Below are 12,425 nucleotides of genomic sequence, written 5' to 3'. Positions count from 1 at the left end.
CAGGACAGCGCCGCCATGATCCCAGCCAGCGGATGGTCCCGCAGGGGCCTGCTCGCCGGCACCGCGATCCTCACGGCCGGCGGCATCGCCGCGGCCAAGGAGGATCGCCTTGCCGAGGGCGTCGTGATCCTGATCGACAGCAACGAGCCCTATGTCATGGGTCATGCGATCAGCTACTCCGCCAACCTCTCCAGGCATTCTGCCGACAGGGGTGCGAGATTGCTGATCGAGGTCGTCGCCAACGGCAAGGGCGTCGACGTCTTCCGGGCGGACAAGACTCCGATCGTCGAACCGCTCGCGACGCTGCGGCAGTCGCTGCCCAATCTCGCCTACAGCATGTGCGCGTCGTCAAAAGCGATCGCGGAAGCGAAGGAGCAGGCCTTGATGCCGTTGATCGCGGGCGCGAGCCTCGTCCCGTTCGGGATCGGACGCGTGGTCGATCTGCAACTCAAGGGCTGGGCCTATATCCATGCGTGAGAGGCCTCGCGCGCCCGGCACGGAGCTGTCCAGGCGATCGCTCCTGATGGCCGCGCCCGCGCTCATTGCCTCGCTGCACGCAAGCCGTGCGCAGGGCGGCGACCCGTCCTGGCCGCCGGTATTCGAGGCCGGCCGCAATCAGTTCACGGTCGTGCGGCCTCGTGCGCCGATGGCTCCGCTCCGGCTTCAGGATCTCAATGGCAGGGACATCGTTGCGACGGCAAAGCCGGGACGCATCACGCTCGTCAATTTCTGGGCGACGTGGTGCGCGGCCTGCCGGCTCGATCTACCCGCGCTCGCAAGCCTCGCGGGATCGCGGCCCGATCGGCTCGACGTTCTCGCGATCTGCACCGATACGAAGGACTTGCGAAAGATCCGCGCATTCCTCGGCGGCCTGGCCGTGCAAAATCTCGCCTGCAACGTCGACGCATATGGCGCAATCGCGGAATCATCGGCCGGGAATTTCAGGCTTGTCGGCATGCCCGTCACCTATGTGGTGGGAACGGGTCATTACATCGACGGCTATATCACTGGCGCACCCGACTGACTCTCGCCCGCCGGCGCGCGGCTGCTGCAATTCTATCGCGAGCAGGCCTAGGACGATGCGGTCTGCCGTTACGCCGCTGGGTCCGACGGCTTTTGCTCGATCGCAGCGAGTTCAGATTGCCCAGACAACCCGTCATTGCAAGATGCGGCACCAGACCATACGCTGCGTGCGACGGGGCAATCACCATCTGGTTTCGTCTGCGTCACGTCAGGAGACAAGCGAATGGTTCACCTCTCGCGCCGGAAACTCCTCCAGCTTGCTGCTGTTTCGCCGTCTGCCCTTTCCGCCGCCTGGACGTCACCGGCATCAGCCGCTGCCGGCCCCAAGACCCTCATCGCCGTGATGCAATCGGACCTTCGCGTCACCGATCCCGGATTTACGACAGCCATCATCACCCGCGACCATGGCTATATGGTCTACGACACCCTGCTCGGCATCGATGCCACCTTCAAGGTGCGGCCGCAGATGGCCGACTGGACGGTGTCCGCGGACAAGCTGACCTACACCTTTACCTTGCGCGAGGGCCTGAAATGGCATGACGGAGCGCCGGTGACGGCGGAGGATTGCGTCGCCTCGCTGAAGCGCTGGGGCACGAGCGTCGACGGCATGGCGCGCAAGCTGATGGACTTCACGGCAGGCATCCAAGCCGCAGACGCCAAAACGATCGTCTTCAAGCTGAAGGAGCCTTATGGCCTCGTGCTCGAGACGATCGCCAAGCCATCGGCGATCTGCGCCTTCATGATGCCCAAGCGGCTTGCCGAAACCCCGATCAGCAAGCAGATTCCGGAGCAGATCGGCTCCGGTCCGTTCAGGTTCGTGGCTGCCGAATTCCAGCCCGGCGTGAAAGCTGTTTACGAAAAGAACACCGACTATGTGCCGCGCAAGGAGCCCGCCGAATGGACATCGGGCGGCAAGGTGGTCAAGGTCGACCGTGTCGAGTGGCTGACGACGCCGGACTCGCAGACCGCGCTCAACGCGCTGCAATCCGGTGACGTCGATTTCCTTGAAACGCCGCCATTCGACATGCTGCCCACGCTGGAGTCGAATCCGGACATCAACGTGGCGATCCTGAACAAGTTCGGCTTCCAATCGTTCGGCCGGATGAACTTCCTGCATCCGCCGTTCAATAATGTGAAGATCCGCCGCGCCGCGATGCTCGCGATCAACCAGAAGGACGTGCTCGACGCCCAGATCGGCAATCCCAAATACTACAAGCTCTGCGGCGCATTCTTTATCTGCGATACGCCGCTGGCCAGCGACGAAGGCGGCGAGACCCTGGTCAAGGGAAACGGCATGGCGGATGCCAGGAAGGCCTTGGCCGAATCCGGTTATGACGGCACGCCTGTGGTGATCCTGGCCCCAACCGACCAGATCCTGCTGAAAGCGCAGCCGGTCATGGTCGCACAGCTCCTGCGCGAGGCGGGCTTCAAGGTCGACGTTCAGGCGATGGACTGGCAGACCGTGGTCACCCGCCGCGCCAACCAGAAATCCCCGAAGGAAGGCGGCTGGAACATGTTCTTCACCTACCAGGGCGCCGCCGACTCGATGAACCCGCTCGTCAACATCGCGATCGTCGGCAAGGGCACGGAGGGCGGCTGGTTCGGCTGGTCCGAGGACCCCAAGCTCGAGCAGCTGCGCGATGCCTTTGCCCGCGCCACCTCACCGGAAGAGCAGAAGAAGATCGCCCTCGACGTGCAGAAGGAAGCCTACGATCAGGTGATCTACGTCCCACTCGGCCAGTTCCAGGCGCCGAGCGCATGGCGCAAATCACTGACCGGCGTGATCGACGGCCCGGCAACGCCGATGTTCTGGAATGTCGACAAGAACGAGTAGGCTAACGGCCTCACGAACCACTAGTTCGGATGCCACCAGCGGCCGCCGATGACAACGCCTTCGGACACGATCTTGCGATCGCCGATCAGGTGCTCGCCGACGACGTCCTCATAGTCGAACTGGCCTTCTTTGACCGAGATCAGCGTGGCGTCGCCGACGCTGCCCGGCTTGAGGCTGCCGAGCTCGGGGCGCCGCAGCGCCATCGCAGCGTTGACCGTGGAGGTTGCGATGACGTCGGACAGTGGCATGCCCATGCACAAAAATTTCGACAGGGTCGTCACCTGGTCGAAGGCCGGCCCGTCGATGCAGAGCTGATGGATGTCGGAGGAGATGGTGTCCGGATAGAAGCCGTTGGCGAGCATGGCGCGCGCGGTCTTGAACGCGAACGAACCCTTGCCATGGCCGATGTCGAACAGCACGCCGCGCTCGCGAGCGTCGAGCACCGCCCGCTTCACCGTGCCCTGCGCGGTCGCGGGCGTGTTCGGGAACGGCCGGAACGCATGGGTGAGCACGTCGCCGGGGCGCAGGCGCGCCAGTACCTCCTCGTAGGTCGGCGGCGGATGGTCGATATGCGCCATCAGGGGCATGCCGACCTCGTTCGCGACCTCGAGCGCGATATCGAGCGGCACGACGCCCGACGTGCCCGAGGAGTGCAAGCCCACGCGCACCTTGATGCCGACGATGAGATCGCGGTTGGCATCGGCCACCTTGGCCGCCTCGATCGGATTCATCAGCCGCAGCTCCTCGCTCTCGCCGACCATGATCCGGTGCGAGAAGCCAAAAATGCCGGCATGCGAAACGTGCAGATAAGCGAGAATGCGAACCTGGCTCGGCTCGATCACGTGCTTGCGGAAGCCCGCGAAATTGCCGGGCCCCGCGCTGCCGGTATCGACGGCGGTGGTGACGCCGGAGAGGCGGCAGAATTCCTCGGCGTCGATGCCAAGCGAAGTGCCGCCCCAATAGACATGAGTGTGGAGATCGATCAGGCCAGGGGTGACGATGTAGCGAGACACGTCGCGCACATCCGTGCCCGGATCCGCCTTGAGGGCGCTGCCGACCGCCGCCACCTTGCCGCCCGCAAAGGCCACGTCCATCACGGCGTCGAGCTTTTGCGAGGGGTCAACGACGCGTCCGCCGCGCAGGATCAAATCGAAAGGCATCATTGTCTCCGGATATGGCAGCGAGGCGGGGCCGGCAATCAGCCCGGGCAAGGAAGGAAGCTTCGCGCTTCTAGCAATTTTTGCGCCGACGAGCGTGGCAAACGCAGCGATTGCTCATTGAGAAACTGGCGATCCCGGGAAGACTCGAACTTCCGACCTACGGTTTAGGAAACCGTCGCTCTATCCGGCTGAGCTACGGGACCGCGGAACCCGCGGGACGGGTTCGGCCCCCTCATAGCAGAGCAGGATGCGGTTCGCCAGCCGCAAGGCGGGCCAGATCAGCGTCAACCTGAACGGGACGGCTGTACAATCGCCTCCAGATCCCACTCGGCGGAGTAGCCCACATGATCGAAAGCATCAGCGCCATCACGCTCAGCACGCATGACATGGGGTGCGCCGTGCAGTTCTATCGTTCGCTGGGGTTCGAACTGCTATATGGCGGCGAGGCCGCTGCATTCACAAGCTTTCGCGCCGGCACCAGCTATCTCAACTTGACTGCGCAGCCGGAAGACAAGCACTGGTCCTGGTGGGGCCGCGTCATCTTCTACGTCGCCGATGTCGACGGGGCCTACGCGCGCGCACGCGCCGCCGGGTGGCAGCCGTCGACCGCACCGCGCGATGCAGAATGGGGTGAGCGCTACTTCCATCTCACCGACCCCGACGGCCATGAGCTCAGTTTCGCGCGACCGTTGTCCGGACCGCATAAGTCACATCCGCTGACGTTCCCAACGCGCGAGTAGCGCCGTCTCAGCCGCCGTGGCAAACTCGGCGCGGTTTCCTCAAGCGAGAATTGTATCTGGGTTCTAACCAGGGAGGACGACCATGGTAACCTATGTCGTGCTGGGGAACTTCACTGATCAGGGAGTCCGCAACGTCAAGGACTCGCCGAAGCGGGTCGACGCTTTCAAGGAAATGGCCAAAACGTTCGGCGTGACCGTGAAAGAGATCGTCTGGACGCAGGGACGATATGACGTTGTGACCGTTCTCGAGGCTCCAGATGAGGCTGCCGCAATGTCGCTCAGCCTTAGTCTCAGCGCGCTTGGCAATGTCCGCACCGAAACGCTGCGCGCGTTTTCGGCAGCAGATATGACAAAGATCGTTGGCAAGATGCTCTGACGTTCAAGCCCGCGCCAGCGCACCGGACCTGGGATGGCAATCCCGGGAAGGGGCCTCTTACGCTTTGATATTGTTGTCCTTCACCACCTTGCCCCAGGTGGCGACCTGCTTGTCGAAGAAGGTCTTGAAGGCGGGGCCGTCCTCGAGCAGCAGCGTCATCTGCTGGGTCTCCTTGAGCTGCGCCGCGGTCGCGGGCTCGCTCAGGATCTCCTTGGACGCCGTCGCGAGGCCTGCGACGATGTCAGGCGGCGTACCCGTGGGCGCGAAGATGCCCCACCATGCCAGCGTCTCGAAATCCGGAAAGCCCGCCTCGATCGCGGTCGGCGTATCCGGCAGGCCCGGCAGCCGCTCGCGGCCGAGTTGCAGGATCGGACGCAGCATGTTGGTGCCGAGTTGGGCTGCGACCAGCGCCGCCGATCCCGCGATCAGATCGACATGGCCGCCGAGCACGTCGTTCATCGCGGGACCGCCGCCGCGATAGGGCACGTGCATGATCTCGACGCCGGCCTTGTTGCCGAGCACGGTCATGGCGAGATGGCCGAGCGTGCCGATGCCGACGGAGGCATATTTCACCGCGCCGGGTGTCGCCTTGCAGGCCGCCACCACGTCGGCAAAGCTCTTGTAGGGACGGCCCGCACCGGCCGCGATCACGTAGGGCGCGGTGCCGACCAGCAACACCGGCATCAGCTCGCGCTCGACATCAACGGGCGGCTTGTCGAGGATGGACGGGATCACCGCGTGAGAATCGAAGGTGACCAGGAACGTGGAGCCGTCAGGCGGGCTCTTGGCAACCTGCGCCGCGCCGAGCGCGCCGGCGGCGCCCGACTTGTTCTCGACAATGACGATGCGGTTGAGCTTGGTTTGTAGATGGCTCTGGAGCAGCCGCGCCATCGCATCGGTCGATCCGCCCGGCGGAAACGGCACCACCAGCGTGATTTTTGAGGCCTGTGCGCTTGCCGGTGCCATCGCGAGGATGGCGGGCGCGGCCAGCAGCGCCCGTCGTGTGATCGTCATATTGTCCTTCCTGTTTTGCCTTCGCTCTTTGCTTTTTTGCTTGTGAGCGCTTTAAGTCGTCCCGAAACCGGACCCCGCTTTTCTGTATTCCGGTCGCGGTGGACTAAAGATGTCCAGCACGCGGGCGCCGTCGGGGCCGGCGCGCATGGTATGCGGCACATTACCGGGCGTGCGCCAGAAATCGCCCTTCTTCACGGGAATCTCTTCGTCGCCCTGGACGCGGGTCGCGGAGCCGTCGAGCAGCACGCCCCATTGCTCCTCGGGATGATGGTGCAGCGTGCCCTGCGCATGCGGCGCCAGCGTCACCACCGACAGCATCGCCTGCTCGCCGGAGAAGATGCGCGTGGTCACCCCCGCCGCGAGCTCGCGAAACAGGCCGTCGCCGGTATCGTCGAGATTGTGGAATTCCTCTTTCTGGCTCACGCCATCCTCCCTTCTTTTTTCTCTGATCAGGATTTTCCATACGAGCCCTGATAGCGGCCCTCGCGGATCGCCTTCAGCGTCTCCTCCTCGCGCGCGACCTGGGCCCGCACGGCTTCCAGCAGCGCCGCGGCACCGGCGGCGGGAAACGACACCACGCCGTCCTCGTCGCCGACCACGATGTCGCCGGGCGAGATCACGCTGCCGCCGATCGAAACAGGCAAATTGATCTCGCCGGGGCCGTTCTTGTAGGGGCCGCGGTGGATCACCGCGCGGGCGTAGCAGGGAAAGTCGTCGGCCGCGAACGCCGCAACGTCGCGGATCGCGCCGTCGATCACATAACCTTCGGCTTTGCGCCACTGCGCGATATTCTTCATGATCTCGCCGACCAGCGCCCGCGTCTCGTCGCCGCCGCCATCGACCACGATGACGTCGCCCGGGCCGACCAGTTCGAGCGCGCGGTGGATGGCGAGATTGTCGCCGGGACGGGTGCGGACCGTGAACGCCGTGCCCACCAGCTTGCCGCCGCGATGATAGGGCTTTAGCCCGACGGCACCCGGCAGCCGGGCGAGATTGTCCGAAATGACCGAGGTCGGCGCACCGCGAAAACCCTCGATGATCTCGGCCGGCGGCTTCGGCACAGAGTTCGCAGCGATGGTGATGGTCATGATCGTCAGTCCTTCCCGTGAATTGTCTTACTCGGCGTGCGCCCGCGCCTTCGCCGGCAGGATCCGGAAGGCGCGCCCCTCCTTCATCCACGCCGCGCGCTCATCGCGCAACAGCGTGCGGCGAACTTTACCGGAATCATCGCGCGGCGGGGCGCTAACGATCTCAAAGCTCTCCGGATGCTTGTAGCGGCTGAGTCTGTCCTTCAGGAAATCCGCCATGCCGTCGGCAATGGCCTGGCCGTCCGCGTCGCCCTCCGGCTCGATGATGGCGTGTACGCGCTGGCCCAGTTCGGGATCGGGCAATCCCACCACCACGCAGGAGCGCACGCCGGGGCACTCAGAGACCGCGGCCTCGATCTCGGCCGGATAGATGTTGGCACCGCCGCGCAACACCATGTCGGCAAGGCGGTCACCGAGATAGAGGTAGCCTTCCGCGTCCAGCCGGCCGATATCGCCGAGCGATTCCCAGCCTTCCGCGCGGCGCTTCGGCTCGGCGCCGAGATAGTGATAGGTGGCGTCCTTGCCGTCATTGTTGAGGAAATAAATCTCGCCGCTCTCGCCCGGCGCCACGTCGTTGCCGTCCTCGCCGACGATGCGCAGGCGCGCCATCTCGCCGATCTTGCCGACCGAGCCCTTGTGCGTCAGCCATTCCGTGCCGGAGATGATGCATGAGCCTTGCCGCTCGGTGCCGCCATAGAGCTCCCAGATCCGCTCAGGCCCGAGCCAGGCGATCCAGTTTTCCTTCAGCCAGGGCGGCATCGGAGCTGCCATGTGGAAGACGGTCTGCAGGCTCGACACGTCGTAGGCATTGCGCACGTGCTCCGGCAGCGCCCAGATCCGGTGCATCATGGTCGGCACGAAATTGACCCATTGCACGCGCTCGCGCGCGATCTGTCGCAGCGCCTCCTCCGCGTCGAACTTGACGAGGCCGGTGAGCTGGCCGCCGGTAAACAGCGCGTAGTGCGACACGATGAACGGAGCATTGTGGTAGAGCGGGCCGGGATTGAGCAGCGAAACCCCGAAGGGGATATTGAGCGGCGGCGCGGCGACCGTGTCGGTCACCGCCGGCTGGTGATCGAGGATCACCTTCGGCCGGCCGGTCGAGCCGCCGCTGGTCATGGCTTTCCAATAGCGCGCCACCGGTGGGGTAAGCGGCTCGTCGGAAAACCCTTCCGGCATGAAATCCGCAGGCAGCCGGTTCGGCGCATTCCAGTCGGTTTCGCCGCCGACCACGAGCGCCGGCTTCAGGATGTCGAGCACCGCGGCGGCTTCGCCGCGCGGCAGGCGCCATGACAGCGAGGTCGGCGTCGCGCCGCATTTCCACACCGCAAAAGAAGTCTCGAAGAATGAATTGCCGTTGGGCAATCCGATCGCGACGAAATCACCGGGCTTGACGCCCTTGGCCGCAAACGCCCGTGCGCGCCGGTTGGCGCCGCGCTCGAGCGCGTCCCATGTCAGCGTGTCCTGCCCGTGACGGACGGCGATCGTGCCTTGCGGTTTGCGCTCGGCGTACCAGCGCGGCACATCGGACAGGGGCAGCAGCATCAGGCGTTTCCACTTCGTCTTCTTGGCGTCGCCAACAAGGCGACCGCAGGATGAAGTGACGCTGTGACTCCTGCGCCACGTCAAGCAAAAAATGTCAGCATCCCAGCCATGAATTTCCCGGGTTCCATGGGTGACAAGCCGGCCATAAAGGGGCAAAAATCCGACCCGACTCAGTTCGGGTTGAGTTTTGCAAGGGATGCTCTCGTAGAATGTCGGACGTAGTTGCATCGTGTCGTGCGGCGCTTGTCTTGGCGGCAGCAGGATTTTTCCTGCTGGCGCCGTCGCATGCCCATGCACAATGGTGGAAACGCGCGCCTGTTGACTTCGAGGCATGCGCCGACGCCGCCGAGAAAGCCGCGACCAAGACCGAGAAAACCTCCGCGCTCGCCGACTGCAACGCGAAATTCGCCGGCCGGCGCAAAGCCGGCGGCGGCTACTCCTATTACGATTTCCTCCAGGACCGCAGCTTTGACATCGCCGGCCCCAATCCGACGCCGGACGAGCAGAAGAAGATCGACCAGTCCTACACCGCCTATCTCGCCACTCAACGCCGCAGCAATGAAGCCGCCCAGGCTACCGCGCGCCAGCAGCGCGAGCAGCAGGAACAACAGGCGCAACAGCTCCAGCAGGTCGCGCTGCGAACCGAGGTCGAGCGCGTGCCTGTGCCGGTCGAGCGGCCAAAAGTGCAGCAGGCCGCCATCGGCGACGCACGGCCGCGGCCGAAGGGCGCGCCCTGCACCAAGGGCTCGTTCTCCTGCGAATGGCCGCGGCTGTCGGATGGATTGAATGATCTGAAGAAGCTGTTCAGCCCGACACCGAGCAAGCCCGCGAAGAAGGGCTGAGCTAGCCACAGCCGTCATTGGATGGAGATCCGTCTCCCAGCCTCAGTTCGTCCGCTTCGTCTTGCTGCGCTTCGGCTTGACCACCGGTGCGGTTGCTGCGGGTGAACTACCCAACTGTGAACGGCTCTCCTTCAGGCGCGCGTCATAGCCGGGCGAATTCGTGACGGTCGGTGGCCTTGCCTGGGCAAACGTGGAAGCTGCGCAGAGGGCGGCCAGTGCGACCCCGATCGTCAAATAGCGTTTCATCGCAATTCTCCCGTCGGCCGGCGTGAGCTCATGCAACGCCGTGGATCTGCTGCGGCGTCAGCCGCGGCGGGCCCTTGCCCGCGGCCTCAGCCTCGTTGATCAGCGCAACAATGCGGCGCGACAGCGGCACGTCGATGCTGTTCTGTTCGGCGAGCGCGATGATCGCGCCCTGGAGATAGTCGATCTCGGTCTTGCGGCCCTGCTTCAGATCCTGCCACATCGAGGAACGCGCCTCGGGATCGATCTTCATCGTCCTTCCCAGAATCAGGTTGAAGATCGGATCAGGCAGTCTCAGCAAGGTCGGCATCCAGGACGACGGGATCGGCGTCGCCGAGACCGGAGTGATGCCGGCGGCTTTCATCGCGGTCAGCCCCTCCGCCATCTGATCGGCGAACAGCCTTCGCCAGTCGCGGTTCGCCAGTTGCGCCGCGAGCGGCATATCGGACAAGGCGCTGAGCGCATTGTTCAAATTGATGATCAGCTTGCCCCATTGCACGCCTGTGATGTCGCGGCTCGCGTGCATGACGAGCCCCGGCGCCGACAGCGCTGCGGCCGTGTTCGCCTCGTCTTCGCCAACATGAATATCGCCGGAGGTCGAGCGGTGGAAGCGGCCCTCGCCCATGCCGATCACGTTGAAAGGCACCATGCCGGCGATCACGCGGCGGCCGCCGAGGCGCTCGCGCAGCACCGCGACATTGCCGACGCCGTTTTGCAGCGATACGATGACGGCATCCTGCGGCGCATGCTGCGCGATCTGCTCCGCGACACCGGCCGTGTCGGCGCTCTTCACCGTGACCAGCACGATACCGGCGCTGTGGAAGATCGCGGGATCTTCCGACAGCGCGAGTTGGCCCGGGTCGAGCTTCTTCGTCGACCCGTCGAAATCGGTCAGAAGCAGGCCGAACCGTTCGATCTCGGCCTTCACCCGCGGCCGCACCAGCAGCGCGACGCGGCGGCCGCCAGCCGTCAGCATGCCGCCGACGAAACATCCGATGGCGCCCGCGCCGGCCACCACGATCGGTCGATCCGTAACCACTCGCCTTGCTCCCTGACATGTCCGGCCTTCGATAGCAGAGGCGAGGCCGGCTGCCCATCGCGCCGCATCCGCCTTGTAACCGTCATGAGAGCCTCATATGTTTTTGCGCGGGGGCCTATCAGCGGCGAGAGCTCGCCGACGAGAACGCCAAAGGAGAGCATCATGGGTCTACTCGACGTCCTCAACGGCATGCAGAACGGCCCGCGCGGCCCCAGCACGCCAAGCTCTGAGAAGTCCTCGGGCGGCATGTCGCCGATGACCATGGCGCTCCTTGGCCTGCTCGCCTGGAAGGCGTTCAAGCACGTGACCGCGGGCCAGCCCGGCGCGGCACCGCAGCAGTCCCCGACGCCGACGCACCTGCCCCCGCCGGTGAATGCGGGTGCTGGCGGCGGACTTGGAGGTAGTCTTGGAGGCGCACTTGGCGGAGGCGGCGGCCTCGGTGACCTGCTCAAGGGCGGCCTTGGCGGCCTGCTCGCGGGTGGCGCAGCCGGCAGCGTGCTCAGCGGCGGTCTCGGCGATCTCCTCAACCAGCTTCAGCAGGGCGGCCACGGCGAGGCCGCCAATACCTGGGTCGGCAAGGGCGAGAACAAGGCGATCGCGCCCGGCGATCTCGCCAACGCGCTCGGCGCCGACCAGATCGAGAGCCTGTCCGCCCAGAGCGGCCTGTCGCGCGACGAGCTGCTCTCCGGCCTCAGCCAGTATCTTCCGAAGGTGATCGACCATCTGACGCCGGACGGACGGCTGCCGACCGAGAACGAGATCTCGGGCAGAATCTGATTTGAGTCAAAACGAGGGGAGCACGGACATGAGCATGGGTGGCTTGTTGTGGATCATCGTCGTCGGCTTCATCGCCGGCCTCATCGCGCGCTGGCTGGCGCCGGGACCGAACAACCCGAGCGGCTTCATCCTCACTACCATCCTCGGCATCGTCGGCGCATTTCTCGCGACCTTCGTCGGCCAGGCGATCGGACACTACAGTCCCGACCAGGGCGCCGGATTCATCATGGCCACCATCGGCGCGGTGGTGGTGCTGTTCATCTGGCACCGACTGGTCGCGAGTGGCGTGATCAAGGGATAGCCCGCCGTCGCTTTGCAGCGTGGCCTGCCAAGAAATTCGGTGTCGTCCCGGCGAAGGCCGGGACCCATAGCCACCGAATTTGGTTTGGCGAAGATCGGTAGTTGCCGATTTCGAACGACAACCACGGCCTGTGGTTATGGGTCCCGGCCTGCGCCCTAGGGCATGCACATATCTCTGAGGCTCCATCCTGCTGCGACGGCATGGAAGTATTGGAGACCGTTGCTGAAGGTGATTGGACCTGGCGGCCTGGAAGATGGATAGCCGTCCCAACCGCCGAGGCGGCCGATGATCCAGGCGGCCCAGGCTAGGCTGTCAGGCGGATGCGGGTTCTTCAGCCGCTTACTTTTAGCTTCGTACTGCTGGTTCAGGGCAGTCAGCGTAGCCATCTCGCTGGTGTTGAAGGCGATGTGGATGGACTGCTGTCTGCCGTCACGCGCTTGCAG

The 12,425-nt window shown here is 64.7% G+C and carries 15 protein-coding genes, 1 tRNA gene and 1 pseudogene; 8 read left to right on the top strand and 9 right to left on the bottom strand.

Annotated elements, in window-relative coordinates; translation table 11 throughout:
* Window positions 1–15 precede the first annotated feature (15 nt).
* The 3 genes from ABIB00_RS10145 (at window position 16) to ABIB00_RS10135 (ending at window position 2,857) form a co-directional block, all read left to right on the top strand.
* Complete coding sequence (locus tag ABIB00_RS10145) at window positions 16–477, top strand: DsrE family protein (RefSeq protein WP_354104217.1); 462 nt, start codon at window positions 16–18, stop codon at window positions 475–477.
* Window positions 470–1,024, top strand: a complete 555-nt coding sequence (locus ABIB00_RS10140) for a TlpA disulfide reductase family protein (RefSeq protein ID WP_354104216.1) — start codon at window positions 470–472, stop codon at window positions 1,022–1,024. The genes ABIB00_RS10145 and ABIB00_RS10140 overlap by 8 nt, the downstream gene beginning before the upstream one ends.
* Before the next feature lie 222 nt (window positions 1,025–1,246).
* Window positions 1,247–2,857, top strand: coding sequence for an ABC transporter substrate-binding protein (locus ABIB00_RS10135; protein ID WP_354104215.1), 1,611 nt, complete (start codon window positions 1,247–1,249; stop codon window positions 2,855–2,857).
* Window positions 2,858–2,877: 20 nt separating this feature from the next.
* On the opposite strand, the gene ABIB00_RS10130 is transcribed toward ABIB00_RS10135, so the two are convergent.
* Entirely contained in the window at window positions 2,878–4,017 is a 1,140-nt protein-coding gene (locus ABIB00_RS10130; RefSeq protein ID WP_354104214.1) for an amidohydrolase/deacetylase family metallohydrolase, read from the bottom strand.
* Window positions 4,018–4,143: 126 nt separating this feature from the next.
* A tRNA-Arg gene (locus tag ABIB00_RS10125) sits at window positions 4,144–4,220 on the bottom strand.
* Window positions 4,221–4,361: 141 nt separating this feature from the next.
* Here ABIB00_RS10125 and ABIB00_RS10120 point away from each other — a divergent pair.
* Together ABIB00_RS10120 and ABIB00_RS10115 are read left to right on the top strand one after the other, a co-directional pair.
* On the top strand, window positions 4,362–4,757 hold the full coding sequence (locus ABIB00_RS10120; protein ID WP_354104213.1) for a VOC family protein: 396 nt from the start codon (window positions 4,362–4,364) through the stop codon (window positions 4,755–4,757).
* An 82-nt stretch (window positions 4,758–4,839) separates the two neighbouring features.
* Window positions 4,840–5,133 (top strand): GYD domain-containing protein, encoded by a 294-nt coding sequence (locus ABIB00_RS10115; RefSeq protein ID WP_247348584.1) that lies wholly within the window; start codon window positions 4,840–4,842, stop codon window positions 5,131–5,133.
* Between the two features lie 57 nt (window positions 5,134–5,190).
* Here ABIB00_RS10115 and ABIB00_RS10110 read toward each other — a convergent pair whose 3' ends face one another.
* The 4 genes from ABIB00_RS10110 to ABIB00_RS10095 are packed head-to-tail and all read right to left on the bottom strand — an operon-like array spanning window position 5,191 to window position 8,780.
* Window positions 5,191–6,147, bottom strand: a complete 957-nt coding sequence (locus ABIB00_RS10110; protein ID WP_354104212.1) for a tripartite tricarboxylate transporter substrate-binding protein — start codon at window positions 6,145–6,147, stop codon at window positions 5,191–5,193.
* 51 nt (window positions 6,148–6,198) lie between these two features.
* Window positions 6,199–6,570, bottom strand: coding sequence for a cupin domain-containing protein (locus ABIB00_RS10105; protein ID WP_354104211.1), 372 nt, complete (start codon window positions 6,568–6,570; stop codon window positions 6,199–6,201).
* A gap of 26 nt (window positions 6,571–6,596) precedes the next feature.
* Window positions 6,597–7,235, bottom strand: coding sequence for an RraA family protein (locus ABIB00_RS10100; RefSeq protein WP_354104210.1), 639 nt, complete (start codon window positions 7,233–7,235; stop codon window positions 6,597–6,599).
* A 27-nt stretch (window positions 7,236–7,262) separates the two neighbouring features.
* Window positions 7,263–8,780 (bottom strand): AMP-binding protein, encoded by a 1,518-nt coding sequence (locus ABIB00_RS10095; RefSeq protein ID WP_354104209.1) that lies wholly within the window; start codon window positions 8,778–8,780, stop codon window positions 7,263–7,265.
* Between the two features lie 209 nt (window positions 8,781–8,989).
* Here ABIB00_RS10095 and ABIB00_RS10090 point away from each other — a divergent pair, with 209 nt between their 5' ends.
* Complete coding sequence (locus tag ABIB00_RS10090) at window positions 8,990–9,622, top strand: hypothetical protein (RefSeq protein WP_354104208.1); 633 nt, start codon at window positions 8,990–8,992, stop codon at window positions 9,620–9,622.
* Window positions 9,623–9,664: 42 nt separating this feature from the next.
* Here the strand turns inward: ABIB00_RS10090 and ABIB00_RS10085 are convergent, their stop codons facing one another.
* Together ABIB00_RS10085 and ABIB00_RS10080 are read right to left on the bottom strand one after the other, a co-directional pair.
* The gene (locus ABIB00_RS10085; protein WP_354104207.1) at window positions 9,665–9,868 is read right to left on the bottom strand and encodes a hypothetical protein; all 204 of its coding nucleotides are present in this window, start codon (window positions 9,866–9,868) and stop codon (window positions 9,665–9,667) included.
* A 28-nt stretch (window positions 9,869–9,896) separates the two neighbouring features.
* A complete protein-coding gene (locus ABIB00_RS10080) occupies window positions 9,897–10,904 on the bottom strand; it encodes a 2-dehydropantoate 2-reductase (RefSeq protein WP_354104206.1) in 1,008 nt (335 codons plus the stop codon).
* A gap of 162 nt (window positions 10,905–11,066) precedes the next feature.
* Here ABIB00_RS10080 and ABIB00_RS10075 point away from each other — a divergent pair, with 162 nt between their 5' ends.
* Together ABIB00_RS10075 and ABIB00_RS10070 are read left to right on the top strand one after the other, a co-directional pair.
* The gene (locus tag ABIB00_RS10075) at window positions 11,067–11,681 is read left to right on the top strand and encodes a YidB family protein (RefSeq protein ID WP_354104205.1); all 615 of its coding nucleotides are present in this window, start codon (window positions 11,067–11,069) and stop codon (window positions 11,679–11,681) included.
* Window positions 11,682–11,709: 28 nt separating this feature from the next.
* The gene (locus ABIB00_RS10070) at window positions 11,710–11,982 is read left to right on the top strand and encodes a GlsB/YeaQ/YmgE family stress response membrane protein (protein ID WP_247348566.1); all 273 of its coding nucleotides are present in this window, start codon (window positions 11,710–11,712) and stop codon (window positions 11,980–11,982) included.
* Between the two features lie 155 nt (window positions 11,983–12,137).
* Here the strand turns inward: ABIB00_RS10070 and ABIB00_RS10065 are convergent.
* Window positions 12,138–12,425: pseudogene (locus ABIB00_RS10065) on the bottom strand (IS4 family transposase); the annotation flags it as partial.

The organism is Bradyrhizobium sp. LB14.3 (assembly GCF_040547985.1).
GTDB lineage: Bacteria > Pseudomonadota > Alphaproteobacteria > Rhizobiales > Xanthobacteraceae > Bradyrhizobium.
This window is presented reverse-complemented; position numbering and strand designations above follow the sequence as displayed.

Coding starts and splice junctions, on each gene's coding strand:
- ABIB00_RS10075 (WP_354104205.1), top strand. CDS start 11,067: ATGGGTCTACTCGACGTCCTCAACGGCATGCAGAACGGCCCGCGCGGC.
- ABIB00_RS10135 (WP_354104215.1), top strand. CDS start 1,247: ATGGTTCACCTCTCGCGCCGGAAACTCCTCCAGCTTGCTGCTGTTTCG.
- ABIB00_RS10120 (WP_354104213.1), top strand. CDS start 4,362: ATGATCGAAAGCATCAGCGCCATCACGCTCAGCACGCATGACATGGGG.
- ABIB00_RS10095 (WP_354104209.1), bottom strand. CDS start 8,780: ATGCTGCTGCCCCTGTCCGATGTGCCGCGCTGGTACGCCGAGCGCAAA.
- ABIB00_RS10115 (WP_247348584.1), top strand. CDS start 4,840: ATGGTAACCTATGTCGTGCTGGGGAACTTCACTGATCAGGGAGTCCGC.
- ABIB00_RS10110 (WP_354104212.1), bottom strand. CDS start 6,147: ATGACGATCACACGACGGGCGCTGCTGGCCGCGCCCGCCATCCTCGCG.
- ABIB00_RS10140 (WP_354104216.1), top strand. CDS start 470: ATGCGTGAGAGGCCTCGCGCGCCCGGCACGGAGCTGTCCAGGCGATCG.
- ABIB00_RS10145 (WP_354104217.1), top strand. CDS start 16: ATGATCCCAGCCAGCGGATGGTCCCGCAGGGGCCTGCTCGCCGGCACC.
- ABIB00_RS10085 (WP_354104207.1), bottom strand. CDS start 9,868: ATGAAACGCTATTTGACGATCGGGGTCGCACTGGCCGCCCTCTGCGCA.
- ABIB00_RS10100 (WP_354104210.1), bottom strand. CDS start 7,235: ATGACCATCACCATCGCTGCGAACTCTGTGCCGAAGCCGCCGGCCGAG.
- ABIB00_RS10130 (WP_354104214.1), bottom strand. CDS start 4,017: ATGCCTTTCGATTTGATCCTGCGCGGCGGACGCGTCGTTGACCCCTCG.
- ABIB00_RS10090 (WP_354104208.1), top strand. CDS start 8,990: ATGTCGGACGTAGTTGCATCGTGTCGTGCGGCGCTTGTCTTGGCGGCA.
- ABIB00_RS10070 (WP_247348566.1), top strand. CDS start 11,710: ATGAGCATGGGTGGCTTGTTGTGGATCATCGTCGTCGGCTTCATCGCC.